This is a genomic window from Novispirillum itersonii subsp. itersonii ATCC 12639, from assembly GCF_000381985.1.
GTDB classification, from domain to species: Bacteria; Pseudomonadota; Alphaproteobacteria; order Rhodospirillales; family Rhodospirillaceae; genus Novispirillum; species Novispirillum itersonii.
In genome coordinates, this window is sequence record NZ_KB907342.1 from 149400 (window position 1) to 174327 (window position 24928).

General features: G+C 63.4%; 24 protein-coding genes. 6 read left to right on the forward strand and 18 right to left on the reverse strand.

The annotated features are described in order from the left end of the window. Window positions 1–73 precede the first annotated feature (73 nt). The gene (locus tag G365_RS0110765) at window positions 74–946 is read right to left on the reverse strand and encodes a class I SAM-dependent methyltransferase (protein WP_019645535.1); all 873 of its coding nucleotides are present in this window, start codon (window positions 944–946) and stop codon (window positions 74–76) included. A 165-nt stretch (window positions 947–1111) separates the two neighbouring features. Between G365_RS0110765 and G365_RS0110770 the strand changes: the two genes are divergently transcribed. Together G365_RS0110770 and G365_RS0110775 are read left to right on the forward strand one after the other, a co-directional pair. Then, on the forward strand, window positions 1112–2287 hold the full coding sequence (locus tag G365_RS0110770) for a cyclic nucleotide-binding domain-containing protein (protein WP_019645536.1): 1176 nt from the start codon (window positions 1112–1114) through the stop codon (window positions 2285–2287). Between the two features lie 142 nt (window positions 2288–2429). Next, a complete protein-coding gene (locus G365_RS0110775) occupies window positions 2430–2903 on the forward strand; it encodes a Dps family protein (RefSeq protein ID WP_019645537.1) in 474 nt (157 codons plus the stop codon). Window positions 2904–2979: 76 nt separating this feature from the next. Here the strand turns inward: G365_RS0110775 and mnmA are convergent, their stop codons facing one another. From mnmA to cysE (G365_RS0110800), 5 genes are all read right to left on the reverse strand, one after another. Further along, window positions 2980–4143 carry a tRNA 2-thiouridine(34) synthase MnmA gene (gene mnmA, locus G365_RS0110780; RefSeq protein ID WP_019645538.1) on the reverse strand — a complete coding sequence of 388 codons (1164 nt, stop codon included), beginning with the start codon at window positions 4141–4143 and terminating at the stop codon, window positions 2980–2982. A gap of 206 nt (window positions 4144–4349) precedes the next feature. Beyond that, window positions 4350–4682 carry a ferredoxin family 2Fe-2S iron-sulfur cluster binding protein gene (locus tag G365_RS0110785; RefSeq protein ID WP_019645539.1) on the reverse strand — a complete coding sequence of 111 codons (333 nt, stop codon included), beginning with the start codon at window positions 4680–4682 and terminating at the stop codon, window positions 4350–4352. Window positions 4683–4807: 125 nt separating this feature from the next. Beyond that, window positions 4808–5914: a cysteine desulfurase family protein gene (locus tag G365_RS0110790; protein ID WP_019645540.1), complete on the reverse strand. Its 1107-nt coding sequence runs from the start codon at window positions 5912–5914 to the stop codon at window positions 4808–4810. A 26-nt stretch (window positions 5915–5940) separates the two neighbouring features. Further along, the gene (locus G365_RS0110795; protein ID WP_026345275.1) at window positions 5941–6396 is read right to left on the reverse strand and encodes an Rrf2 family transcriptional regulator; all 456 of its coding nucleotides are present in this window, start codon (window positions 6394–6396) and stop codon (window positions 5941–5943) included. Window positions 6397–6472: 76 nt separating this feature from the next. After that, complete coding sequence (gene cysE / locus G365_RS0110800) at window positions 6473–7207, reverse strand: serine O-acetyltransferase (protein ID WP_019645542.1); 735 nt, start codon at window positions 7205–7207, stop codon at window positions 6473–6475. Between the two features lie 440 nt (window positions 7208–7647). Between cysE (G365_RS0110800) and G365_RS0110805 the strand changes: the two genes are divergently transcribed. Then, window positions 7648–8292 (forward strand): alpha/beta hydrolase, encoded by a 645-nt coding sequence (locus tag G365_RS0110805; RefSeq protein ID WP_019645543.1) that lies wholly within the window; start codon window positions 7648–7650, stop codon window positions 8290–8292. Window positions 8293–8401: 109 nt separating this feature from the next. Here the strand turns inward: G365_RS0110805 and G365_RS0110810 are convergent, their stop codons facing one another. The 7 genes from G365_RS0110810 to G365_RS0110840 all read right to left on the reverse strand — a co-directional run bounded on the left by G365_RS0110810 (window position 8402) and on the right by G365_RS0110840 (window position 17210). Beyond that, the gene (locus tag G365_RS0110810) at window positions 8402–9118 is read right to left on the reverse strand and encodes a hypothetical protein (protein WP_019645544.1); all 717 of its coding nucleotides are present in this window, start codon (window positions 9116–9118) and stop codon (window positions 8402–8404) included. Continuing rightward, window positions 9118–9423 (reverse strand): STAS domain-containing protein, encoded by a 306-nt coding sequence (locus G365_RS21165; RefSeq protein WP_019645545.1) that lies wholly within the window; start codon window positions 9421–9423, stop codon window positions 9118–9120. The genes G365_RS0110810 and G365_RS21165 overlap by 1 nt, the downstream gene beginning before the upstream one ends. 84 nt (window positions 9424–9507) lie before the next feature. Further along, on the reverse strand, window positions 9508–10821 hold the full coding sequence (locus G365_RS21170; protein ID WP_019645546.1) for a globin-coupled sensor protein: 1314 nt from the start codon (window positions 10819–10821) through the stop codon (window positions 9508–9510). A gap of 24 nt (window positions 10822–10845) precedes the next feature. Beyond that, on the reverse strand, window positions 10846–12399 hold the full coding sequence (locus G365_RS0110825; protein WP_155976225.1) for a PP2C family protein-serine/threonine phosphatase: 1554 nt from the start codon (window positions 12397–12399) through the stop codon (window positions 10846–10848). Window positions 12400–12559: 160 nt separating this feature from the next. Further along, the gene (locus G365_RS0110830; protein ID WP_245554737.1) at window positions 12560–13888 is read right to left on the reverse strand and encodes a glycerate kinase type-2 family protein; all 1329 of its coding nucleotides are present in this window, start codon (window positions 13886–13888) and stop codon (window positions 12560–12562) included. Window positions 13889–13979: 91 nt separating this feature from the next. After that, window positions 13980–16784: a DNA polymerase I gene (polA, locus tag G365_RS0110835; protein ID WP_019645549.1), complete on the reverse strand. Its 2805-nt coding sequence runs from the start codon at window positions 16782–16784 to the stop codon at window positions 13980–13982. Window positions 16785–17012: 228 nt separating this feature from the next. After that, the gene (locus G365_RS0110840) at window positions 17013–17210 is read right to left on the reverse strand and encodes a zinc-finger domain-containing protein (RefSeq protein WP_019645550.1); all 198 of its coding nucleotides are present in this window, start codon (window positions 17208–17210) and stop codon (window positions 17013–17015) included. A 121-nt stretch (window positions 17211–17331) separates the two neighbouring features. On the opposite strand from G365_RS0110840, the gene G365_RS0110845 reads away from it, so the two are divergent. From G365_RS0110845 to G365_RS23805, 3 genes are all read left to right on the forward strand, one after another. Beyond that, window positions 17332–18288, forward strand: a complete 957-nt coding sequence (locus tag G365_RS0110845; protein ID WP_019645551.1) for an ABC transporter ATP-binding protein — start codon at window positions 17332–17334, stop codon at window positions 18286–18288. Between the two features lie 111 nt (window positions 18289–18399). Next, the gene (locus G365_RS21175; RefSeq protein WP_245554738.1) at window positions 18400–19365 is read left to right on the forward strand and encodes an alpha/beta hydrolase; all 966 of its coding nucleotides are present in this window, start codon (window positions 18400–18402) and stop codon (window positions 19363–19365) included. A 120-nt stretch (window positions 19366–19485) separates the two neighbouring features. Further along, window positions 19486–20706: a TIR domain-containing protein gene (locus G365_RS23805; RefSeq protein ID WP_155976226.1), complete on the forward strand. Its 1221-nt coding sequence runs from the start codon at window positions 19486–19488 to the stop codon at window positions 20704–20706. Between the two features lie 51 nt (window positions 20707–20757). Here G365_RS23805 and G365_RS0110860 read toward each other — a convergent pair whose 3' ends face one another. From G365_RS0110860 to G365_RS21185, 5 genes are all read right to left on the reverse strand, one after another. Further along, complete coding sequence (locus G365_RS0110860) at window positions 20758–21072, reverse strand: DUF1272 domain-containing protein (protein ID WP_019645554.1); 315 nt, start codon at window positions 21070–21072, stop codon at window positions 20758–20760. 142 nt (window positions 21073–21214) lie between these two features. Continuing rightward, entirely contained in the window at window positions 21215–22018 is an 804-nt protein-coding gene (cysE, locus tag G365_RS0110865; protein WP_019645555.1) for a serine O-acetyltransferase, read from the reverse strand. 126 nt (window positions 22019–22144) lie between these two features. Next, complete coding sequence (locus G365_RS22950) at window positions 22145–23050, reverse strand: GGDEF domain-containing protein (protein ID WP_019645556.1); 906 nt, start codon at window positions 23048–23050, stop codon at window positions 22145–22147. Then, on the reverse strand, window positions 23047–23778 hold the full coding sequence (locus G365_RS0110875; RefSeq protein ID WP_019645557.1) for a hypothetical protein: 732 nt from the start codon (window positions 23776–23778) through the stop codon (window positions 23047–23049). The genes G365_RS22950 and G365_RS0110875 overlap by 4 nt, the downstream gene beginning before the upstream one ends. Beyond that, complete coding sequence (locus G365_RS21185) at window positions 23769–24833, reverse strand: BMP family lipoprotein (protein WP_019645558.1); 1065 nt, start codon at window positions 24831–24833, stop codon at window positions 23769–23771. The genes G365_RS0110875 and G365_RS21185 overlap by 10 nt, the downstream gene beginning before the upstream one ends. Between the last annotated feature and the right edge of the window lie 95 nt (window positions 24834–24928).

Here is a 24928-nt window from a genome sequence, read left to right on the forward strand (position 1 = left end):
CCCCCTTCAGTCATGACGGAAACGATCAACCGGCGGATCCTCTGGGCTCCGCCGGTTTGTTTTTGCCGTCTGGTCAGGCCGATGCCGCTTCCGGCTGGCGGATGGAGGCGGTGGCGGTGTCCGCCGTTGTGAATTCCATCATTTCCACCACCTGTGTGAAGGTGAACGGATACTGAAACAGCCGCAGTCCGGCGCGGGTCAGCCGTTGCCCGAGCCCCGGCGGAATGCCGGGGACCGCGAGAACATTGACGCACCAGCCATCCTCGATGGCGAAGCGGTAGGCCTCTTCGGCGCTCTGGAAGACGATGGTGTGGCGCAGGGTATCCCGGCTGATCAGCCTCAGGCCGCAGGCGGCGGCATCGGCTTCCAGCATTGCTCCCGTCGCGGGAACGGAGGACCGCGAAAAAGCGTGGTCGGTGGCGCGGGCAATGATCCGGCGCAGCGGGTTACGGCTGACGCGGAACCGGCTGTTGATCTGTGCCATCAGGGGGGCCGCCCCTTCGTTGGTGGAGGTTGCCAGCGACAGGATTCCGCCCGGGGCCAGAAGCTGCCGGGCCTGCTGTAGCAGGGTGCGGCGGTCCACATAAGCCAGAATGAAGTGCGCCAGCACAAGGTCAAACCCTTGCAGGGGAAGATGATCTGCCGATCGGCTGGCACAGGACTGTACGGTGGTCAGGGTTACCCGCTGCGCTGCCCGTGTCAGCATGGCAGGGGAGATATCCAGCCCGGTTAAGGCCAGTCGCAGATCGGGGGATTGCTCTAATGCCTCACTCAGGGCTTCCAGCAGCGCCCCGTCACCGACGCCAAGATCGGCGACCCGCAGCAGGTCACGCCGCCCGCTCCACCGCTGCCGCTGACGGTGCAGGACCATCCGGTTTTTGGCGGCAATCAGGCCGGTGTCAGAGCTGTAGGTCCGGGCAACCCGGTCATGCAGCGTGGTTGTCATGTGTGTTCAGTCGTCATTGCAGCCGGACCATGCCGTCCGTTTCCCCCTCTTCAGTCGCCGGGGCGGGCATGATAGGGTAGCCGGGCTTCACTCCTGCCACATCCCTCTCTCAGCCGACGCCCTCAGCGTGACGACGGTAACTGTGTGGACTGTGAAGACCAAGCCATGCCCCTGAAAGATCAACCGACGGCGAGCCTGCGGCCGTCGTCTGCCCTGCTTCCGCCGCTGCTGCGCGATCTGCCGCCTGCTGTGCTGGCTGCCGCCTTGCCTCTGCTGGACCGCAGGCAGATTCCGGACGGGGGCTGTATCCTGCGGGAAGGGGACCCGTCAGAGGCCTTGTGCCTGCTGGTGCGGGGGCAGGCGGTGGTCTGTAAGGAGCTGGACGGTCAGGCGATGCCGGTGGGGCGGCTGAGCGCCGGGGACAGCTTCGGGGAAATTGGGTTGCTGACGCGGGAGCCACGCTCTTCTTCGGTTTATGCCGATGGCCCGGCGGAGGTGTGGACGTTACCGCTGGCGGCGTTAGATCGTCTGTATGCAACGACCGGCACCGATCTGCTGACCCAGTCAGCCCGCCGTCATGCCACGGCACTGGGAGAACGGCTGACCCGGGTGAATACCATCGCGGCAGAGACCATGCAGCGGCATCTCGATGAATTCCGCATGCGGGTGGCTTTCGGGACTCTGTTCAGCAATATCATTCTGCTGCTGTTTCTCTATGTGTCCGGTCTGGGGCTGCTGCGGCACCTCAGCGCCGCCGGGGCCTCCACCACCCTGATTTCCGCCCCGCTGCTGCTGGCGATGGCGGCGGGGGCGGCTGTCGTCGCCCGTCTCAGCGGCTTTTCTGCCGGTACGTTCGGTTTCACGCTGGCCCGGTGGCGTTGGGTGCTGTGGGACAGTCTGGTCTGGACTGCGGTCTTCTGTGCGGCTGTCACCGCTGCCAAGGCCCTGCTGCTGGCATCGGACTATCCCCGGCCCGGTCTGGCCCTGATCCAGCCATGGGTGTCGGCGGAGGGGGCAGGGGCCACCGCCGTGGCCTATGCCCTGTATGTTTTGCTGTCCCCGGTGCAGGAGTTTATTGCCCGGGGTCTGTTGCAGGGCAGTCTGCAGAAGATGTTGGCCGGGCGGATGGTGATGGTCCGGGCTGTGCTGTTGTCCAACGCGGTGTTTTCCATCTGTCATCAGCATCTGGGCACCGGCTATGCAGTGGCTGTGTTTGTGCCCGGCCTGTTCTGGGGGTGGATGTATGCCCGCCATGGCTCTCTGCTCGGGGTCTGCCTGTCCCATATCCTGATCGGCCTGTGGGTGACCGGTGTGCTGGATCTCAGCAGTATGGTGTCGTAATTTTAATCGGTTAAAGCGATGATTTGTTCCGGTAGAAGTCATTGGCCTGCTAGGGCTTTTTTTGGCACAGTCATCTCACGCAGACAGCGGCCCAGGGAAACAGCCGGTCTGCCACCATCTGAGACACAGGAAGGGATCTGCCATGACCACCACCATCGACATCGGAATTGCCGAAGAACAGCGCCAGAAGATTGCTGAAGGCCTGTCCCGCCTGCTGGCAGACACCTACACCCTGTACCTGAAGACCCACAACTACCACTGGAACGTCACCGGCCCGATGTTCAATACCCTGCATCTCATGTTCGAGACGCAGTACACGGAACTGTCGCTGGCGGTGGATCTGATTGCGGAACGTATCCGTGCGCTGGGCGTGGTGGCCCCGGGGTCTTACCGCCAGTTCGCCGCCCTGACGGTGATCAAGGAAGATGACACGGTGCCGTCAGCGCAGGAGATGCTGGCCAATCTGGTGAAGGATCAGGAAGCGGTGGTCCGCACCGCCCGGTCGATCTTCCCGCTGGCTGACGAGGCCCATGATGAGCCGACCGCCGATCTGCTGACCCAGCGGATGCAGGTGCATGAAAAGACCGCGTGGATGCTGCGCGCCATGCTCGGCTGATCTGCCCCGGTCTGATCCAGTCAAAAAAAGCCCCGCAGGCACAGGCCAGCGGGGCTTTTCTGTCTGTGACCGGCGGTTATCCCCGGATAATCCAGCCCCCGCCCAGCATATGGTCGCCGTCATAAAAGACGCAGGCCTGACCGGGGGCGACCCCGTCAACGCTGGCATCCAGAATCACCTCGGCGGTCCGGTCCGGTCCGGCAAAGACGGTGGCGGCTGCCGGGCGGAAGCTGTTGCGGACCTTGACGGTGATCCGGGTGCCGTCGTCTTCGCTCAGGGGGCGGTGCCCCAGCCAGTTGACCGCCCGCAGCCGGAAGCGGTCGCGTCCGAGTGCACTGCGCGGCCCGGCGATCACCCGGCGGGTGGCCGGATCAACTGCGATCACGTATAGCCGTTCCGGCAGGCCGCCGAGATCCAGCCCCCGGCGCTGGCCGACGGTGTAATGAATGATGCCATCGTGCTGACCAAGGACCCGGCCATCGACATGGACGATCTCTCCCGGCCCGGCGGCATCGGGCCGCAGTTCCCGCACCACCCGGGCATAATCGCCGTCCGGCACAAAACAGATGTCCTGACTGTCGGGTTTATCCGAGACGGCCAGGCCGTGGCGGCGGGCAATGGCACGGGTTTCATCTTTGGTCAGATGGCCCAGCGGAAACCGCAGGAAGTCGATCTGATCCTGAGTGGTGGTGAACAGGAAGTAGCTCTGGTCGCGGTTATGGTCAGCACCACGCCACAGCTGGGCTCCGCCGGGGGTGGCGACCCGGCGCACATAGTGGCCGGTGGCCAGTGCGGCAGCCCCCAGATCGCGGGCGGCCTGAACCAGATCACGGAATTTGACGGTCTGGTTGCACAGGACGCAAGGCACCGGCGTTTCCCCGGCGATGTAGGAATCGGCGAAGGCGTCCATCACGTCTTTCAGGAAGGTCGATTCGTAATCAACCACGTAATGGGGGATGCCAAGATGGTCGGCAGTTCGCCGGGCATCATAAATATCCTGCCCGGCGCAGCAGGTTTTACCGCGCCCAACCGTAAATCCGGCGTCATAGAGTTGCATCGTCAGCCCGACCACGTCGTATCCGGCCTCTTTCAGAACGGCAGCGGTGACGGAGCTGTCCACCCCGCCGGACATTGCCACCACCACCCGGGTGTTGGCCGTATCTTCCGGCAGATCCAGCAGGCTGGCGGTAAAAACAGTGTCAGCGCTGCCGGGGGCGGTCAGGTCTGGTGCAAGGCTCATGGCGGGGGTCCACTCTCAAAAGCCACCCGGCCCGGCTTTGATCCGGGCTGACAGATTGGCGGACGGCGGTTGATCCGCCATACATAAGCGCATCACTCGGAAATGAAAAGCACCGGCAACGGCAAAAACCGGCGCCGCAGGCCTGCCGGACAGCAAAACGCCCGGCAGAGCCGGGCGTCAGGGTGACACGGACTGTGCAGGCCGGGTCAGTCCTTCAGGACGTTACGGCTGCCTTCCGGCAGATGGACGACCAGACCATCAAGGTCGGCGGTCATCAGAATCTGACAGCCGAGGCGGCTGGTCTTGGTCAGGCCGAAGGCGAGGTCAAGCATGTCCTCTTCGTCTTCGGTCGGATCCTTCAGGCGGTCGATCCAGTCCGGATCAACCACGACATGGCAGGTGGAGCAGGCCAGCGACCCTTCGCAGGCGCCTTCCAGATCCATGTCATTGCGATGGGCGATTTCCAGCACCGACAGACCCTCCGGCGCCTCAACGTCATGGCGCTTTCCGTCAGGGCTGACGAAGGTCATTTTCGGCATTCTTGGGTCTCTCCCACCTTGATTGTGTGACAAGTTTGCGGTGCAGAAATGGATAGCCTGCGGGCACCGTCCGGGCAAGCGTTTTCCTGTTTCGCGAGCATGGGGGAAGGACCCCGGGCGGCGGCTTATCCGGTGCAGGCCGCAGCCAGCGGTGCATAGGCCCGCAGAAACGCGTCAACATCGGCCTCGGTGGTGGCCCAGCCCAGACTGATCCGGATTGCTTCCCGCGCGGTGGCATCACTGGCCCCCATCGCTTTCAGCACCGGGCTGGGTTCCAGTTTGCCGGAAGAGCAGGCTGATCCGGCGGAGACGGCGATTCCGGCCAGATCCAACGTCATAACCTGCCGCTGCTGGGCAACACCGGGCAGGCCGATACAGCTGGTATTGGGCAGGCGGGGACTGTTCTCCCCCCAGATCACCGCTGCCGGGGCCATGGTTCGGACCTCAGCCTCCATCCGGTCGCGCAGCCTCGCCAGACGGATCTGTTCTGCCGGTCCCTGTGCCATGACCGCTGCGGCGGCAGCCCCGAATCCGGCGATGCCGGGCAGGTTCTGGGTGCCTCCCCGTTTGCCGCGTTCCTGCCCGCCGCCGGTCATCAGCGGCGGCACCTGTTCCGCAATCCGGGCAATCAGGGCCCCGATGCCCTGCGGGCCACCGATCTTATGGCCGGAGACCACCAGAAAATCGACATCCAGCGCCGTAAAGCTGACCGGCATCTTGCCAAGGGCCTGGACCGCATCACAGATGACGGCACATCCATGGGCTTTTGCCAGTGCCACAACCTCCGTCAGAGGCTGGATGACGCCGGTTTCATTATTGGCGAGCATTACCACCACGGCGGCAGGGGGAGGCCGTGTGGAATCCGCCAGCCGGGCCGCCAGTGCATCGAGATCCAGCAGACCGTCAGGCCGCACCGGGCAGCGTTCCGCCTGTGGGGCAGCGGCTGGGGCACAGGGATGTTCAATGGCTGACATCAGCACTGGGCGCCCGGAAAACCCGTTCAGGGCCAGTGCCATAGCTTCGGTGCCGCCCGAGGTGAAGATCACTTGACGGGGGCTGGCCCCGGTCAGGGCGGCGACCCGGTCCCGGCTGTCTTCCATCAGGGCGCGGGCGGTGCGCCCGGCGGCATGCACCGACGACGGATTACCGGGCACCGACAGGGCGGCGGTGACGGCAGCCACCGCGTCCGGCCGGGCCGGAGCGGTGGCGTTATAGTCAAGATAATGGCCCACGGCGGAACACAGACCCCGTTGCGGTCTTACTGCGCGGCCGGGGCATCACGGAACAGCCCGCTGGTGCCCAGCACCCGGCGTTCCACCACCTGCTCCAGACTGACGGCGCTGAGGTAGAGGTAAATCTGGTTGCCCAGCTCTTCCCACAGGTCGTGGGTCATGCAGCGGCCCTTGTTGTTGTGGCAGCCTGCCGGGCTGCCCGGCGTACAGCGGGTGGTCTGGATCGGCTCATCCACCGCCAGAATGATGTCGGAAATCCGCATTTCCGACGCCGCCCGCGACAGCAGGTAGCCGCCGCCGGGGCCACGCACGCTTTTTACCAGACCGCCCTTGCGCAGGCGGCCGAACAGCTGCTCCAGATAAGACAGGGAGATTTCCTGCCGCTCGGCAATATCGGCCAGCGCCACCGGCTTGCCGCTGGAGTTGCAGGCCAGGTCGGCCATGGCCATTACGGCGTAACGCCCCTTGGTGCTCAGTCTCACGTGGTCAGCTCCTTAAGAAAAACACAGGCCCGGCGGGGCAGAAGTCCATAGCGTCTTTGAAACAGGGCCAGCAGGGTCAGTTGACCGCGGCAGGGGGTGTCCGGGCGGTGCTGTCGTGCCCGGCCCGGTCATCAAGGGGGACGGCAGGGGTGCCTGCGGTCCTGGTCATCTCGTCCAGCCGTGCTGACAGGGCGGTGATCTGGTCGCGCAGGGCATCCATTGCCCGCATCACCGGGTCCGGCAGTTCGTCCCGTGCCACGCCATAGGCGCAGAATTCCTCGGCCTTGACCTTCTCTTTCGGGACGGCGGGGCGGCCGGGAATCCCGACCATCGTCACCCCGGGCGGAACGTCGGTCAGCACCACGGCATTGGCCCCGACACGGGCCCCTTCACCGACCGTCACCGGGCCGAGAACCTGACCGCCCGCGCCGACGATCACGCCGTCGCGCAGGGTGGGGTGGCGCTTGCCCTTGTTCAGCGATGTGCCACCAAGGGTAACGCCCTGATACAGGGTCACATCGTTGCCGATTTCGGCGGTTTCACCGATCACCACCCCGGTGCCGTGGTCGATGAACACCCGGCGGCCGATGGTGCAGCCGGGATGGATCTCGATTCCCGTCAGCATCCGTGCCAGATGCGACACCAGCCGCCCCAGCAGTCTGAAGCCCTGACGCCACAGCCAGTTAGCGGCGCGGTACGCGATGATTGCATGTACACCCGGATAGCACAGAAGCACTTCCAGCCGCGACCGGGCAGCCGGATCGTGGGCCAGAATTGTGTCTATGTCTTCCTTCAGGTGCGTCAGAAACATATCCGGTTGATATCCGTGGCTGGTGATGTGCTAGTATGCGCCGGTCCCACCCCGGGTCCGGGGGCCGAGGATCCGGCGCGGCAGGTGGCAGACCTGATGCGGACGGAGCACGGAAACCGGATTTTGGTGCGGGGCGTGGTCACCCCCTGCGACAGGAAACCCCCTTTGGCAGGAGATCCCCGACCCGACTGAAACGGCCAGCAGTCCTGCCGGACTGCTTTAGCCCTTCCAGTCTTAAGGGCACTATAGGATCTCCGACAAAAGTGGTCAAGATTGTGGGGTATATTGTTTGTACAGCATCCCTTGTCAATCGGGCGGGATGCGCCTTTATCCAGAGTCCCGGACTCAGGCCCCGCCGGGGCTGCAGCCGGAGCTGACCGAAGGTGCCCGCCGATGGTTCCGTTTCTTTTTCTGATCACCGCGCGAAGAACCCAGAATCCATGCCAGAAGTCATCTTCAACGGCCCCGAGGGCCGACTGGAAGGCCGGTATCACCATTCAAAGGCTGAAAATGCCCCGATTGCGCTGATCCTGCATCCGCACCCGCAGCATGGCGGCACCATGAACAACAAGGTGGTGTACAACCTGTACCACGCCTTCGCCCGCCGTGGCTTTTCGGTCCTGCGCTTCAATTTCCGGGGCGTCGGCCGGTCTCAGGGCGCCTTTGACAACGGTCAGGGCGAACTGTCTGATGCCGCTTCGGCACTGGACTGGATGCAGAGCCTGAATGCCAATGCCGACCAGTGCTGGGTGGCAGGCTTTTCGTTCGGGGCATGGATCGGCATGCAGCTGCTGATGCGCCGTCCGGAAATCGCTGGCTTCGTCAGCGTTGCCCCACCCGCCAACATCTATGATTTCACCTTCCTTGCGCCGTGCCCGTCCTCCGGGCTGATCGTGCATGGGACCGGTGATGAAATTGTGCCGGGTGCGGCGGTGCAGAAGCTGGCGACCAAGCTGCAGAGCCAGAAGAATATCACGGTTGAATATCGGCCGGTCGATGGTGCCAACCACTTCTTCAACAACCATCTGGAGCCGATGGTGGCCGTGGTTGATGATTACGTTGGCCGTTCCCTTGGCCGTAAGTGACGTCTGACACCGGGTTGACCGCCCGGTAAAGCACAGAAGTCCCCGGAAACGGTCCGCCTGAAGATCAAGCAGGCGGGCCGTTCCTGTTTCTGGCCCTGTTCCGCAGACGTCAGGCCGGGTCGGACGCAGTGCTTTCCGGGTGCAGGGTCAGAGTCAGGGTTTTACCGTCAGGGCTGAAGGTGGCCCGTTCACATCCGGCCAGGATCAGCGCCCAGCCGCCATGGGCCCGTTCCGGTCTGCGGCGCTCCTGCGGCGGCAGGCTGGCCGGGTTGAAGCCGCTGCCTTCATTGCGAACCAGCAGGCGGGCCCCCTCTCCCGGACGGGCAGGGGGGCACAGCGAGATCCATAGATACCGTCGGTTATAGGTCGGGTCCGCCAGCCGCTCGGCAATGGCGTCTCCGAAGGCGCAGAAATCGGCGGGGTCATCCCGCCGGGGGGATGCCAGTTCCAGATTACCGTGGATCAGCGCGTTGACGATGGCCTCGTGCAGGGCTGTGTGCAGGCGGGTACTGCCACAGGCCGCAGTCACCCCCTGATGCCGCAGTCCTGCGATGATCACGGCAGGGATATCGTGGGTGCAGGCTGACCCTGTGGTCAGACACAGGCCGAGCAGGATGCCGGTGGTCCGGGCTTCGGGCGGGAACAGGGCATACAGACGCACCGCTTCTGTCTGTTCCTGTTCCCTACCGTCCGGGGGGGCATCCTCGCCGCCACTTTCGATCAGGACGGTACAGCCGCCATTGCTCAGGGCGTCCAGATCGGCGGCCTGAAGCAGGCTGACGGCCCGGACTGCCGGGGCAAAAAAGGACCGGGCGGGGTCAGGCATCAGCCCCGGATCTCGAAAAGGTCTTCAAAGCGGGCGGTGGCGAAGGTTTCCCGCGCGTTGGTCGGCACCCCGGTCAGGACGATCCCGGCTTTGGCCTGCTGGGCCCGTTTGCGGGCAATCAGCAGCATGCCCAGCCCCGAGGAGTCAATGTATTCGACCTGCCGCAGATCAATCACGTATTGCCCGGCGGCGTCGGAAAACAGATCGTCGATCAGCGTCCGGAACAGCCGCTGTTCCTGAAAGGTCAGGCGGCCTTTCAGCTGGGCGGTACGGGCGTCGGCGGTGGAGGTGATGCTGTAATCCATGAAACGGGCCTTCAGAACGGATAGGGTCGAGAGATTTGGTTTAAGTCTTATGTATTGTTTTTATGTCTGTTTTATAAGGTCGGGCTAAGACCGGCTTTTGATGGATGTCAGGAAGTCACGGGTCTGTGCGGCCAGAATGTCGGCTGTTTCTGACAGATCATCCCCTGCCCAGACAATTTCGATCACCGTGCCGCAGGACTTCAGAGAATCCTGTGTGATCGCTCCAACCAGCTCCGTTACATGCCCCAGATCGCCGGAAATGATCTGAACGCTTCCGTTGATTTCGTCAAGCGCCGCCTTCTGCTGGCCGACAGCTGCATTGATGTCCTGACTGTTGCGGGCAACATCGGTGACCACCTGAGTGATGCTTTCAATGGACTGTGCCGCCCGGGCCACCTGTGCCTGAACAGCCCCGATCTGGCGGCGGATGTCGTCTGTGGCGCGGGCTGTCTGACTGGCGAGGTTTTTCACCTCGTTGGCGACGACGGCAAATCCCTTGCCCTGTGCCCCGGCGCGGGCTGCTTCGATCGTTGCATTCAGGGCGAGCAGGTTTGTCTGTCCGGCAATGTGATTGATCAGGTCAACCACTTTGCCGATGGCATCGGCGGCTGCCGTCAGCTCTTCCATCTGGCTGACAGTTTCCTCAGCGGAGGAGAGAGCCCGCCGGGTGGCATCGTCAGAACGACCGATCGCGGCAACAACTTCGTTCTGGCTGGCTGACAGTTCTTCCGTGGCGGCGGCGACCGCCTCGACCCGTTCCGTCAGATCCCGGCTGGCACGGGCAACGCGGACGGTGCGGCCTGACCCGGTATCCTGATGGGTGGCGGCGTCACTGGCGTTGCGGATGATGCTGCCAGCCTTGTCCAGCACGGATCGGGTGCTGGCAGCGACCGAGTTCTCAAAAGTGTCGGCAAGGGCGTCCAGCCGCCCCTGACTGCGGGCTGTCTCGGCATCAAAATAGGTTGAGACCGCCACCTGCATATCGATGATAATCGCCCGGTTCACCAGCCCGATGGTCTGCACCATCTGTGCCTGTCCGCGCCGTCCGGCCCGCCGGAAGGCGGCGGCGAACAGTTCCTCGCTGAGGATGGCATAAGATTCCATATAGAATGAGGGGCTGAGGCCTATCCGCTCATGGGCCAGTCCGATCCGGCGGGCCCGCTCGAAATATTCCGGCGAGAACCCCATGGTCAGCAGACTTTTCCAGTGCTGCTTCTGGGCTTCTTTCAGGCGTTGCAGGTTTCCGGCGGCGGACAGGATCCGGGCGGCCTCCGGCTGGTTGCCGATGCGGTCATAGAAATGATCGAGAATGCCCATCAGGTCATCGGCGATCAGGTGATAGAAGGCGCTGAGGGCAGCGCAGTCGCGGTCAGAAAACCGCACAAGCGTCAGGTCCACGGCAAGGGCTCCTGCGGGAAGGTATCAGATATCGCGGTCCAGGGCCGCGACAAAGGCGGACAGTCCGGACTGCGGTGGCGGGGCCGGCGGGGTGCCGGGCAGGGTCAGGGCTATGATCGTCAGGTCATCGGGCAGATCCGGTCCCAGCATTTCCAGTGCCTGTTCAAGAATTTCTCCGGCGACGTCCACGGTGGGGTCAGCCGTCCGGCGGATGGCGGCATCCCGCAGCCAGCTGCCGATCAGCTCTGTGGTCAGCACGGTGCCGTCCAGCGCCGGGGTTTCGGTCAGGGCATCAGAATACAGCAGCAGGGTGGTGTCGGCTGTGATGTCCATGCGGATGCTGTCGTAGCGGGCATCCTCATCAATCCCCAGTGGCAGCCCTCGGACCGTCACGGTTTCGACGCTGTCGTCACCATGGCGGTAGATCAGCGGTGGCGGTACGGCGGCCCCGGCGAGTTCCAGTGTATGGCCGTTGGGGTCGTACAGGGCCAGCACGGCAGCCGCAAAATGCCCTTCCGGCAACACCCCGGTCAGGTCGGTGGAGACATTGGCCAGCAGATGAGCGGCGTTGACGACAAAATAGTCATCACTCCGGCGGACCACATCGGTCATCCGCAGCCCGTTCATCGCCGCCACCAGTCCATGGCCGGTCATGTCCGCCAGCAGAACCCCGACCCGGCCATCTCCCAGATCAACCGGCATCCAGAAATCCCCTGACAGTTCCGTGGACGGACGCAGGCGGTAAGACAGATGTAGCCCGGCGGCTGCGGTCAGGCTGCCGATCTGCTGGGGCGTCGGGAGCAGGTCATTCTGGACATCGCGGGCCATCTCGATTTCCTGCCGCAGCCGCGCGGTGAACTGGCTGAGCTGTTTATCGGACCGCTCGCGGCGGCGGATTTCCTGCTCAAAGCGGCGGATCAGCAGGATCACTCCGACCGCTGCCAGCAGGGTCAGCACCACCAGCGGCAGGATCAGCGTATGCAGGGTGTCCAGCAGATGAAACTGGGCCTCCACCTCGTCATTATGGCTGCTGTCATTCAGGGCGGTCAGGCTTTCCAGACGGGCTAGCGCATTGACCATCGCCGTCTGGTCCGGTGACAGCAGGGGGCGGATGTCTTCCCAGCGGGCTCCGGCGGCGATCAGGGCTTTTGCCGACGCCAGAAGCGTCTGATAGCGCTCCAGCCCGTCACCAATGATCGTCAGCAGCGGCCTTTCTTCGGGGGTGGCGGTGTCGAGGCGCAGGCTGACCATATGATGCAGGCGGCGCAGGGACAGGTCAGCCCGGTACCATGCCGTCTCGTTCCCCGTAGCCGCATAGGCGGCAAGGTGAGAGGTCAGGCCCCCGAAGCCCATCTCAATCCGCAGGTCATGCAGCCAGCCGAGCTGCGCCTGACGGTGTTCCTGATAGTCGTGCCAGTTGGCGACACTGGTCCGGACCAGCCCCTGAAGATAAAACCCCGCCGCCGCCGCCAGCAGAAACACCACTGTTACCACGCCGGTCACAGCATAGGCTGCCGCGATCCGGTTACGGCGGGAGGGCGTGCGGGTATGTGTGGGGGGTGTGGGGGAGGATGTCACCGCCGGGCTCTCTTTGCAGGCTCAGCCCCGGAAGAATACGGACTGAAGAGGATGGGGCACTGCTGAATATCATTAGCGTTGATGTGGCTTTTATATGATTCATCCAGTCGTTGCCATCACATTAACATGAAAGACGGATGCGGCGGAAATGCGGTGCCGGTTACCCCGGGGCCGCAGCCGGGGTGATGACGATGGCCCTGAAATCGTTGACATTGGTCAGTGTCGGGCCGGTGGTCACCAGATTATCCAGAGCGGCAAAAATGCTGTAGCTGTCGTTGTCATCCAGACGGGCGGTCGGGTTGAGACCCATGGCTGCCGCCCGCTCCAGCGTTGTCGGGGTGATGATGGCTCCGGCGTTTTTTTCCACGCCATCAATGCCGTCAGTATCAGCGGCCAGTGCCCAGATGCCGGGATGCCCGCGCAGGGCAATGCCGAGGGAGAGCAGGAATTCGGTATTCCGTCCGCCCCGACCGTGTCCGCGCACGGTGACGGTGGTTTCGCCGCCGGACAGCAGGACACAGGGGGCTGCGACCGGCTGGCCGTAGCGGGCAATCTGCCGGGCAATCCCGGCATGGACCTGCGCGACATCGCGGGCTTCACCTTCAAGGGCATTGCCAAGAATAACCGGGGTATAGCCCCTGCTGCGGGCGATGGCGGCGGCGGCCTCCAGCGCATCCTGTGGTGTGGCCAGCATGATGCCGGTATTGGTCGACAGCCGGGGGTCCCCCGGCTTGGGGCTTTCACTGGCCGGAGACTGCAGATGCGCCCGCACCGCAGCCGGAGCTTCGACCGCGTAGCGGTCCAGAATGGCCAGTGCCTGCTCCCGCGTGGTCGGGTCGGCAACGGTCGGGCCGCTGGCGATCACCGCCGGGTCATCGCCGGGGACATCAGAGACCATCAGGGTCAGGACCGGGGCAGGCCATGCGGCGGCGGCCAGCCGCCCCCCTTTGATCGCAGACAGATGTTTGCGGACACAGTTGATTTCTTCAATGGTGGCCCCGCAGCGCAGCAGGGCCCGGTTGACCGTCTGTTTATCCTTCAGGGTCAGTCCGGAGGCGGGCAGGGCCATCAGAGCCGATCCCCCGCCGGAGATCAGGCAAATCAGAAGATCGTCAGCCCCCAGACCCTCTGCCAGTGCCAGAATACGGGCGGCGGCCTGCTGGCTGGCGGTATCCGGGTTCGGGTGCCCCGCTTCAATCACCTTGATGGCTTTGGTCGGGTAGCCATGGGCATAGCGGGTGACCACCACCCCGGTAATGCCCCGGTTCGGGGCACGCTCTGCCAGAACCTGTTCTAAGGCCCCGGCCATGGCGGCTGCCCCTTTTCCGGCCCCGACCACCACGATCCGCCCTTTGGGCAGCGGCGGCAGATGGGCGGCGATCTGGGCCGCCCCCGGCCGTGCCGCCGCCACCGCAGCACTAAACATCTCTTCCAGAAGGGTGTGTTCCGCCGGGGTGGGCAGGGTGGTCATGGTCGGGGGAGCCTTCATCAAAAGAAAAAACCGTGCGCGAAAGACTGGTCGTTTACCCTGCCGCAGAGATCCTCATAAAGTATATAGGTAGTAAGTATTATTTTTAGACTCAGTGCGCCTCTGCCCAGCTGGCGGCAATGCCGGTCTCGGCAATCAGGGGCACCGACAGCGTCGCGGCCTGTTCCATCACCTGCTTGACCAGTACGGCGGTGGCGGTGGCTTCCGTTTCCGGGGCCTCGAACACCAGTTCGTCGTGAACCTGCAGCAGCATCCGGGCTGACAGTCCGGCGGCCCGCAGGGCATCGGGCAGGGCGGCCATCGCCTTTTTGATGATGTCAGCGGCCCCGCCCTGAATCGGGGCATTGATGGCCGCGCGCTCAGCAAAGGCGCGCATCGCCGGATTCTTACCCTGAATTTCCGGGATGAAGCACTTACGGCCCAGTGGGGTCAGGACATAGCCGTTGTCGCGGGCCTCAGCCTTGGTTCGTTCCATATACGCTTTGATTTCCGGGAACTTCGCAAAATAGGCGTCGATGAAGCCTTTGGCCTCGCCGTTGGAAATGCCCAGCTGGCGGGCCAGCCCGAAGGCGGAAATGCCATAGATGATGCCAAAGTTGATGGCCTTGGCGCGGCGGCGCAGCATCGGGTCCATGCCTTCGACCGGCACCCCGAACACCTGCGCTGCGGTGATGGCGTGAATGTCCTGCCCGTCGTGGAAGGCCTGCTTGAGGGCGGCAATATCGGCGACATGGGCCACCAGCCGCAGTTCCACCTGCGAATAGTCGGCGGAGATCAGCACATGCCCCGGCGCGGCGACAAAGGCGCGGCGAATCTTACGGCCTTCTTCGGTGCGGATCGGAATGTTCTGTAGGTTCGGGTCCGAAGAAGACAGCCGCCCGGTGGTGGTGATGGTCTGGGCAAAGCTGGTATGCACCCGCCCGGTGCGCGGGTTGATCTGTTTGATCAGGGCATCGGTGTAGGTGCTTTTCAGTTTCTGCAGGGCGCGCCAGTCCAGCACTCTGGCGGGCAGGGCGTGACCTTCAGCGGCCAGTGTCTCCAACACCTCGGCATCAGTGGACCACGCCCCGGTCTTGGCGCTTTTCTTGCCGCCCTTCAGCCCCATGCGGTCAAACAGAATTTCGCCAAGCTGCTTTGGCGAGGCAATGTTGAACTCTTCCCCGGCAAGCGTGCGGATCTCAGCTTCCAGATCGGTCATACGGGCGGCAAAATCTTCAGACAATGCCAGCAGGGCCGCCGCGTCAGCGCGGATTCCGGCCTCTTCCATATCAAACAGCAGGCCGACCATCGGCCGGTCGAGGGTTTCATAGACCGTCAGCATCCGCTCGTTGAACAGGCGGGCCTTGAGATAATGGTGCAGGCGCAGGGTGATGTCGGCATCTTCGGCGGCATAGGCCAGCGCTTTATCCAACGGCACCCGGTCAAAGGTGATCTGGCTCTTGCCCTTGCCGCAGACGGTCTCGAAGGTGATGGTGTCGTGATCGAAATGCAGCTTTGCCAGTTCGTCCATCCCGTGGCCGTGGCTGGCGCCATCCAGCACGTAAGACATCACCATGGTATCGTCCAGCGGTGTCACCGCCAGACCTTCCCGGGCCAAAATGTGCAGATCGTACTTAATGTTGTGGCCGACCTTCAGCACGCTGCGGTCCGTCAGCAGCGGGCGGAGCAGGTCTGCGACGTCTGTCATCGGGATCTGCGGCGGGGCCTCCGGTGCGCCGCCCAGAAGGTCCCCCTGATCCTGCGGCGCGACATGACGCAGTGGGATGTAACAGGCCTGCCCCGGCCCGGTGGCCAGAGAGATGCCGACCAACGCCGCCGTCATCGGATCAAGGCCGGTGGTTTCGGTATCAATGGCGATCACCCCGGCGGTGTGGGCGGCTTCCACCCAGCGGCGCAGAGTATCAATATCCTGTACCAGCTCGTATGCGGTGTCTGCCGGTGCTGCCGGAGTATGGGTCTGGTCGCTGCGGCTGCCACCGGCGGTCATCGCCTGCGTGGCATCGCGTGAGGTCGTGGCCTGCATCGGCTCTGACACCGCCGCCTGATGCCGTCCCTTGACGGTGGCCAGCAGACGGCGGAATTCCATCTCTTCCAGAAAGGCCGTCAGAGTGCCGATTTCCGGCAGAGCCTTGGTAAAGGTTTCCAGCGGCTGCACGTCCGGCACATCATCGCGCAGGGTCACCAGCTGGCGGGAGATCCGGGCGGCCTCTGCATTATCCAGCAGGGTCTGGCGGCGCTTCGGCTGTTTGATCTCCCCGGCCCGGGCCAGCAGGGTGTCGAGATCGCCGTATTCCTCAATCAGCTGGGCGGCGGTTTTGACGCCGATTCCCGGCACCCCCGGCACGTTATCGGCGGAATCCCCGGCCAGCGCCTGAACATCCACCACTTTTTCCGGCGGGACCCCAAATTTTTCGATCACGGCATCGCGGTTGATCGCCTTGTTCTTCATGGCGTCCCACAGCTCGACATCATCAGCGACCAGCTGCATCAGGTCTTTGTCCGATGAGACGATGGTGACCTTCATCCCCTTCTCGCGGGCCTGCCGGGCGTAGGTGGCGATCAGGTCGTCCGCCTCGAAGCCTTCCATCTCCACGCAGGCGACGTTCAGGGCCTGCACAGCCTGCCGGACCAGCGGAAACTGTGGGATCAGGTCTTCCGGGGCCGGGGGGCGGTGGGCCTTGTATTCCGGGTAGAGATCGTTGCGGAAGGTCCGGCGTCCGGCATCAAAGATCACCGCAATGTGGTCGGCGGTGTTGTCTTCCACCAGTTTCATCAGCATCGAGGTGAAGCCGGAGACCGCATTGGTCGGGGTGCCGTCTGACCGGGTCAGCGGCGGCAGCGCGTGATAGGCCCGGAAAATGAACCCGGAGCCGTCAATCAGGAAAAGATGCTGCATGTTTAAACCCTAACGCTGTGCGGTATCGCCGATGGACTGTGCCGGTCTGGGCGGCCCCTGAGTATAACCGGCCCTGAGTATAACCGGATTAGGACAAAAGACGAACGGGGAGGACCGAAGCCTCCCCGTCAGAAACATCCGCGCCGCCCGGTGGGTCGGGGCAAGTCGCCGTCTGTCCGTCATGATCCGGCTGCCGGAGGCCGCCGGAGTCTTTCCCTGCCCGGCGGATCAGTGACCGCCGACGTGCGCCCCGGCCTTCAGCGCGAAGGTGCGGGAACAGTACGGACAGGTCACTTCATGGCTGTCCGGATCCAGGTGCAGGTACACCTTCGGGTGCCCCAGCGCCGGGGTGCCGCCGTCGCAGGACACTTCCATGGATTCAACTTCGACCCGATCGGTCACGTTATAGGTGGCGGTATGGGACATGGTGTCCTATCTCCCGATGACATTGACCCCGCAAACGCGCGGATGATACCCAGAACGCCGGGGCGATCAACGACCAAATACGGTACAGTTGCCATCCCCCGCAGCAGGAGACCCCGTTCCGATGGCACCGACCCAGAAACAGCCCGATAACGCGATCGAAATCCGGGGCCTGAACAAGCAGTATGCCCCACGGGGCAGCCAGCCTGCCAAACAGGCCCTGAAGGATGTGTCGCTGTCGGTGCCGCGCGGCAGCTTTTTTGCCCTGCTGGGCCCGAACGGTGCCGGTAAGTCGACCCTGATCAACATCATGGCCGGGCTGGTGCGGAAAAGCAGCGGCACCGTCAAAATCTGGGACCGTGACCTTGACCGTGAGGAACGCGACGCCCGCCTTGCCATCGGCATCGTGCCGCAGGAGCTGAACCTTGATCCGTTCTTTACCCCGCGGGAGCTGCTGGAAGTACAGGCCGGGCTGTATGGCGTGCCGAAGGCCGAGCGCCGGACCGACGAAATTCTGGCGACCGTCGGCCTGAGTGATAAGGCCGACTCCTACGCCCGGACCCTGTCCGGCGGGATGCGCCGCCGTCTGCTGGTGGCGAAGGCAATGGTGCATACGCCGCCGATTCTGGTGCTCGATGAGCCGACCGCCGGGGTGGATATTGAGCTGCGTCAGCAGCTGTGGACGCAGGTAAAGGCGATGAACCAGCGGGGCACCACCATTCTGCTGACCACCCATTATCTGGAAGAGGCGGAAGAGCTGTGTGATCAGGTGGCGATCATTAACCACGGGCAGGTGGTCACCCATGACACCACCGCCAACCTGCTCCGCCGGGTGGATGGTAAGACCCTGACCCTGACGGTAGCGCAGCCGCTGGCCGGGGTTCCTGAGGGGCTGGACCGCTTTGACGCGACCGTCAATACGGCACGGAATGCGCTGGTGTTCACCTACCGCCCGTCAAAGACCAGCATTGCCGAAATTCTTGCTGCAGTGCAAAATGCCGGTCTGACCATCACCGATCTCTCCACGGAAGAGGCGGATCTGCAGGATATCTTCCTGCAGCTGACCCGCTCAGCGGCCTGACCGGGCACCGGTAGGCCGACCATGGGGCCGGTGATGAAAATGGCGGCGTTGCTGTTGTCGGCACTCCTGCTGACTGCCTGCGCGCCGTCTTTTCCCGCGCCGGGGGCTGCCGTGACTGTTCCGCATCTGACTGAAACCACCCTGATCGCCCGTGATGGCCATGCCCTGCCGCTGCGCCGCTGGCTGCCGCAGGCGGATGCGCCGCCGAAAGCCGTGGTGCTGGCCCTGCATGGGTTCAACGACTACAGCAATGCCTTTGCCGAGGTCGGTGACTGGCTGACGGATCTCGGGGTGGCGGTTTACGCCTACGATCAGCGGGGGTTCGGGGCCAATCCCGATGCTGGGCGCTGGGCGGGGGCAGAGCAGATGGCACAGGATGCCCGCGACGGTTTGGCCGCCCTGCATGCCCGCTGGCCGGATACCCGCCTGATCCTGATGGGCGAAAGCATGGGCGGGGCGGTGGCCGTGACGGCGATGACCGGCGGTAAGGCCCTGCCGGTCGATGGCGTCATCCTCTCCGCCCCCGGTGTGCTGGGGCGAAAAGCCCTGCCGTGGTCCGCCCGGGCGGCGCTGGCGGTCATGGGCCGGGTTGCCCCCGGTATGACCATGGGGGGGCGGGGGTTGAACCTGTGGCCGTCTGATAACCACCCGATGCTGGCGGCGCTGGCACAGGACCCGCTGGTGCTGAAGGGGGCGCGGGTGGAAGCCCTGTATGGGGCCACCGACCTGATGGATCTGGCACTGGACCGTCTGCCATCCCTGCGGGGGCCGGTGCTGTGGCTGTATGGCGCCCATGACGAGATCGTGCCCGCCGAAGCGACGCTGACAGCCGCCCGGACTCTGGACGCGGCAGAGGGCCAGCGGTTTGTGCTGTATCCCGATGGCTGGCACATGCTGACCCGGGACCGGGCGGCAGAGGTGGTGCTGCGGGATATCGGCCACTGGGTGCTGGATCCGGGTGCGCCGCTGCCGTCAGGGTTGCAGGTTGACCCGACAGATCCCGGCCTGTTTCAGCGGTTTCGGCCGGAAGAGCCCCGGTCTTTCTGGCCGTTTGGAAGAAAGACGGAACACCGATAAAATCGCATTGATTGATGTGTTCTGATAATGCACTTTATGAGTGCATTTGATCGGGGTGCCGACTCAAACTGCATGTCTGCAATAGGATATATGCCCGCAGAGACGGGCGTAGGGGGACCTGTGACTGAGACAGCAGCTGTTGATACGATTTTCATTTCTTATTCAAAGCGGTTTACTGCTCAGGTTGGGCAGGTTCTGTACGATGCTTTGACAACGCTCTACTCTGGTAAGAAGCAGGTTGAGATCTTTTTCTCTGCCGCTAGTCTCGGGGCTGGTAGTTTCGAAAAGCAGATTCGCGAGAAATTAAAGCAAACCAGGGTTGCGATTTCAGTTTTGTCGCCAGAAAATATCAAAGGGTCGCCATGGCTGATGTATGAAGCCGGTGGCTCGGCCTTAGCGGCTGAGATTAATGGCGGAGAATTGATTCCATACCTTTTTTGCCGCCATCGTAGCGCTGTTGAGGAGCCTATACGGACCCTGAACAATTACCAATATCAGCTCGATACCGAAGAAAATCAGCAGCAGATGATAGCGCTTTTTCTGCAGGTGAATAAAACTCTACGCCCCGAAAACCGCCTCGACTCTTTGCAGCTTGAGAGCCGGGTGGGCAACCTATGGAACGGTAATATTGCAGAAAGATTGGCGAAGATTGCTAAGGATCTTTATGATCCGAGTGCATCTTCGGTTGAATTTTCTCTGGACAGTCGCAGTAACGTGATCGTCGATCCTGCAATTATGACAACTGTCCAGCAGGGCGTTGCCATGTTGCCTGACGATTTTGCCGCCAAGACTCCGCGGGATCTTGAGGATCAATTCGCTAATGTTTTGAACTTCTGTATTCCCCCGGACTGGAAGGTCCAAAATGAAACAGATCTAAACTACGATGCGACACGGGTTATCATCAACGGAACCCGCATTTCCACATTCGCCTCCTTCACGGATGGGCAGAATATTCTGTTGTTGGACCGGGCTAAATCGCCGGGTGTCACCAATGTTATCAATCAGCGGTATGATGTCTTTGGATCTGTGCAGTTCGAGAACCGTAGTATTAAAAAGAAGATCAACAGTGCGGCATTCCTTGATGCTCCGATCAAGGCAATTCAGCCTCTGTATGGGGCTGCGTTTGAAAGCAACCAGGTGCGGACACACGATGATGGCGAAACGGCCGTCATGTTCGGGATTTCTGTGCTGATGTCGCCGCAGGCGTTGCTGGCTGCAAAAGAGTCAACCGGGGCGGCACTGCTCATATTCCCGATCGAAAAGGCCAAAGTGATCGCGCCGGAATCTTTGACATCGAAGGCACGTCTGGCCATTGCACAGACGCCGTTGAGAGCGGTGTAACCCGTAAGGACGCCCCCCGATTTCCGGGGGGCGTTTCCGTTTCAGGGGGGCTTACCGCTGATCCGGGGGCAGGTCCCGGATCCGGGCGGAATGGTCGGCAATCTCTTCCGCCGAGAACGGGCTGTGTCTGCGGGTGGTGCTGGCCGGATGATAGCGCAGGCCAAGCATTTTGCCGGCCCGCCACGCGTGCCGGGGCCGTATCGGGCGCGGGACAAAAGTGCCGCCGCAGGCCGGGCAGACATTGTGTAAGATCGTTTCCACGCAGTCAGCGCAATAGGTGCATTCGTAAGAACAGATCCGGGCCTCGGCAGAGTCCGGGGGCAGATCACGGTCACACAGTTCGCAGTTGGGGCGTAACTCCAGCATGGCGGGCTCCGAGATTGAAAGAGGTTGTGCACCCGTCATTCCACAGATCAGCCGTCCGGTGACAGGACAACGGTTCCACCAATTGTGACAAACAGCAGCGCATCCAGACCGCCACCCAGAAGGGCCGCGGGGCGGTTCTGCGTCAGATGGTCTGGTTCATCGACAGGGCGGGCATTTCTGTGGTGCCATGGATGCGCACCACCTGCGCCGGAATCCCGGCGACGGTGCAGCGCGGCGGCACCGGTTTCAGCACCACGCTGCCCGCTGCGATTTTGCTGAACTCGCCGATTTCGATATTGCCGATGATCTTGGCACCAGCGCCGATCATCACGCCGCGCCGTACTTTCGGGTGGCGGTCGCCGGTGACTTTGCCGGTTCCGCCGAGGGTGACGTTTTGCAGGATCGAGACGTCATCGTCCACCACCGCCGTCTCACCGATGACGATCCCTGAGCCATGGTCGAGCATGATCCCCGCCCCGATGCGGGCGGCGGGGTGAATATCTGGCCCCAGCACCATTGAGGTGCGGTTGGCCACCCAGGCCCCCAGTTCCATCCGGTCGTGGGTCCACAGGGCATGGGCGATACGGTGGGCCTGCAGGGCCTGAAAACCCTTGTAGTTCAGCAGGGCATGCAGATAGGTGGTGCAGGCCGGGTCACGGTCGCGCACGGCCTGCAGGTCGCGGGTCAGCGCGGTGTTGACGGCTTCCTGCGACAGCACTTCGTGGAACAGCGCGGACAGGGCCGCCACATCCATGCCGGGGGCACACAGGGCCCCGGCCAGAATACCGGCCACTGCCCCGGCGAGGGAGCCGTCATCAGGCAGCAGGGCTGACAGAACCGGCTGCAGCAGAGGTTCCTTCCGGCTCAGGCGGGTTGCCTCACAGGTCAGGGTCTGCCACGACAGCTCGGGGATGGCGGCAGCGGCCTGAAGATGCGGAAGGGTCATGATGCAGCCCCGGCTGTTTTAAGGGAAAGCGGCGGATCGGGTTTCACATATGGGCTGCTTTTGCCCGGACCGCCATCATTATTTACCCGGCGGTCGGCCCCCCCCCCGGTCTGGGGCCTGCCGGTGTCAGCCGGTCAGGCGGGCGACCTGAGAGTCTGACAGGCGGATGCAGTTGCGGCCGCTTTTTTTGGCATCGTAGACGGCAACATCGGCAGCTTCCATCATCATGTCGAAATCCAGCGACTGGACCGGGGCATCCGGTGGCACGGCAGCAACGCCGACCGAGACCGTGACCCGGACCGTGACCCCCTGATCGGTCAGGGTGACAGAGGTGTCTTCCACTGCTTTACGGATTTTTTCGGCCACCACCACCGCGCCTTCGGTGTCGATGTCCGTACACAGCACCAGAAATTCCTCGCCGCCGAAGCGGGCGACCAGATCGGTGGTGCGGATTGACCGCTCAATCACCCGGGCAATCTGGCGCAGGCATTCATCCCCGACCAGATGGCCGTAGCGGTCGTTGACGTCCTTGAAATGGTCGATGTCGATCACCAGCAGGGCAACTGCGGCGTCACCGGGGCGGCGGCGGCGGGACAGCGTGTCAAACCGTTCCATGAACCGGCGGCGGTTGGCCAGACCGGTCAGCGGGTCGCTGTGGGCGATTTCCACCAGCTGGGTTTCACGGCTGCTGATCTCCCGTGCCAGCTGCAGGAAGGCCCGGGCGATTCCGGCGATTTCGTCATTGCCATGGATGGCGGCATCAAAAGACCGGCTGGTCCCGAACTGGTCAATGGCCTGCCGCAGACGTTGCAGCCGGGACAGAACCCGAACCTCGAGATAGTAGGCAAGAATGATGATGGCGATCACCGCCAGTACGGCCACCGTTGCCAGCATTGTGTTGCTGCTTTGGGTCTGGGCATTGATTTCCTGCACCATCTGGCGGGTCTGGCCGGAAATCTCCTTCTGGTACTGGCTGCTGACTGCGGCCAGCCGCTGGGCCTGACTGTCCACCTTGCGGACGGCGACCGTCACTTTTGCCGCAGCTGCAGCAGGGTCAGCCGGGACTGTACGATGCCCGCCGGGCCAAGAACCGCCTCCTGCAGGTAAGGGGCGGCGCTGTCCCCGACCCGGGCCGGGCTGCCGCTTTTCCCCAGACCGGCCACCAGAGCGCGGAACTGTTCCCCGCGCTGGGTTACGGCATCGGCACCGTCGGCGGTCAGCACGGCAAAGGCTGCCGCGAACAGCCGCTCGTTCTGCAGCTCCGGCAGCGGTCCGGCTTTTTCCAGAGTCCGGTCGCGGCTGCGCTGCAGGTCTTCGCTCAGCTGGAACAGCCGGTTGTCCAGCCGCTGGATGTCGGATGACAGGGCGGACAGGGCCTGTACCTGTACCCGGAACAGATCGAGGTTATCTTCCAGCTGTTGCAGGGCGGCTGACGGGGTGGTGCTGCCGCGCAGGCGCGAGATGGTGCTGTCCAGCGCGACCAGCCGCTCATGCACCGCAAACATGATGCCTTCGCGGTCAAACTCGCCACGGGCGGCGGCCAGCTCCCGCCCCGCGCCCAGAACGGCTTCGGTCCGGCGGCCCAGTTCGGCCACCAGCAGGGCTTCGGGCAGGCGGCGCAGCATGGCATCAGACACCACGGCGTCAGCGCGGGTGACGGCCAGCAGGGCTTGCCCGACCGCAGACAGCACAATCAGCACAATCAGGGTGATTGCGGCGATCAGTTTGGTTTTCAGACTGAAAGCCTGGGTCAGTCGCACTTCTCCAGCCCCCCAGCCTGACCGGACAGAATCGTATCCCGGGCGGCATCCACCTGTTCCCACACGGCCTCGGGGACCACCAGCGCGTTGTTTTCATCCTGTGCCAGCCCGACGGCATCTTCCGACAGGCCCAGCGCCTGTATGCCCGGCCGCAGGGTGCCGTTGCGGCCGTCGCGCAGGGCCCGGTAAACCGCAATATCCACCCGTTTCAGGGCTGATGTCAGGACCATGCCGGGGTGTCGGCCATTCTGGTTGGCATCAACGCCGATGGAATAGCGGCCATGTTCCGCCGCTTCATCAAGAACACCGATCCCGGACCGGCCAGCGGCGGCAAACAGCACGTCAGCGCCACGGTCAATCTGCATCAGCGCCAGTTTTGCTGCCTTTTCCGGTGACCGGAAACCGGCAGAGGAAACATCGACGTAAGAGCCGAGAACCGAGATGCCGGGCTGAACCCGCCGGGCACCGGCCTCATACCCACAGCGGAAGCGGCGGATGACCGGATTATCCATTCCGCCGACAAAGCCGATGATGCCGCTGCGGCTGAGACCGGCGGCAACCACGCCGGCCAGATAGGCCGCCTGCTGTTCACGGAAAACGATGGAGGTGACATTGGCGCGCTGGACTTCAGCATCCAGCAGCACAAACCGGACTGTCGGGTATTCTGCGGCCACGGTTTCAACGGCGGTGGCATGGCGGTGTGCTCCGGCGACGGCGACCACCAGTGTCGCCCCTTGCCGGACCTGATCCCGCAGCACCTCAGCCGGATCGCGGCTGGCATCATCAATGACGGTCCGCACCGCGATCCCGCTTTCCAGACTGAACCGCTCCGCCCCCCGGCGGATGGTGTCATTGAAGCTGGGTTCCGGGGTGTATTTGGCTCCCCCCGGCGGTGGCGGCACCGGGACGGCACCGACCGACAGCACCACGGCAGGCACAAACACGGCGGGCGGTTCGGCGGCGGTGGCCTGTCCGGTCACCAGCAGGCCCGCCAGAAGGACTCCGGCACGGGTCAGCCTGTGGCCTGACCATGGTCCATGAGCGGCGTTTTTCATATGGTTCCCCCCATAAGATCCTCCCCCCAGAGGACCTTTTTTACAGTCTGTCCCGGCAGAAAGGGCGGCCTGATCCTTCCGCTTGCCGGGTCTTT

What these genes read in the sequence shown, in the direction of transcription:
- G365_RS0110810 (WP_019645544.1), bottom strand. Translation starts at nt 9,118, where the DNA reads ATGCCTGACCCCGCCCGGTCCTTTTTTGCCCCGGCAGTCCGGGCCGTC.
- G365_RS0110765 (WP_019645535.1), bottom strand. Translation starts at nt 946, where the DNA reads ATGACAACCACGCTGCATGACCGGGTTGCCCGGACCTACAGCTCTGAC.
- G365_RS21165 (WP_019645545.1), bottom strand. Translation starts at nt 9,423, where the DNA reads ATGGATTACAGCATCACCTCCACCGCCGACGCCCGTACCGCCCAGCTG.
- G365_RS21185 (WP_019645558.1), bottom strand. Translation starts at nt 24,833, where the DNA reads ATGAAAAACGCCGCTCATGGACCATGGTCAGGCCACAGGCTGACCCGT.
- G365_RS0110860 (WP_019645554.1), bottom strand. Translation starts at nt 21,072, where the DNA reads ATGCTGGAGTTACGCCCCAACTGCGAACTGTGTGACCGTGATCTGCCC.
- G365_RS0110770 (WP_019645536.1), top strand. Translation starts at nt 1,112, where the DNA reads ATGCCCCTGAAAGATCAACCGACGGCGAGCCTGCGGCCGTCGTCTGCC.
- G365_RS0110805 (WP_019645543.1), top strand. Translation starts at nt 7,648, where the DNA reads ATGCCAGAAGTCATCTTCAACGGCCCCGAGGGCCGACTGGAAGGCCGG.
- G365_RS0110830 (WP_245554737.1), bottom strand. Translation starts at nt 13,888, where the DNA reads ATGAAGGCTCCCCCGACCATGACCACCCTGCCCACCCCGGCGGAACAC.
- cysE (WP_019645555.1), bottom strand. Translation starts at nt 22,018, where the DNA reads ATGACCCTTCCGCATCTTCAGGCCGCTGCCGCCATCCCCGAGCTGTCG.
- mnmA (WP_019645538.1), bottom strand. Translation starts at nt 4,143, where the DNA reads ATGAGCCTTGCACCAGACCTGACCGCCCCCGGCAGCGCTGACACTGTT.
- G365_RS0110845 (WP_019645551.1), top strand. Translation starts at nt 17,332, where the DNA reads ATGGCACCGACCCAGAAACAGCCCGATAACGCGATCGAAATCCGGGGC.
- G365_RS0110775 (WP_019645537.1), top strand. Translation starts at nt 2,430, where the DNA reads ATGACCACCACCATCGACATCGGAATTGCCGAAGAACAGCGCCAGAAG.
- G365_RS0110785 (WP_019645539.1), bottom strand. Translation starts at nt 4,682, where the DNA reads ATGCCGAAAATGACCTTCGTCAGCCCTGACGGAAAGCGCCATGACGTT.
- cysE (WP_019645542.1), bottom strand. Translation starts at nt 7,207, where the DNA reads ATGTTTCTGACGCACCTGAAGGAAGACATAGACACAATTCTGGCCCAC.
- G365_RS0110840 (WP_019645550.1), bottom strand. Translation starts at nt 17,210, where the DNA reads ATGTCCCATACCGCCACCTATAACGTGACCGATCGGGTCGAAGTTGAA.
- polA (WP_019645549.1), bottom strand. Translation starts at nt 16,784, where the DNA reads ATGCAGCATCTTTTCCTGATTGACGGCTCCGGGTTCATTTTCCGGGCC.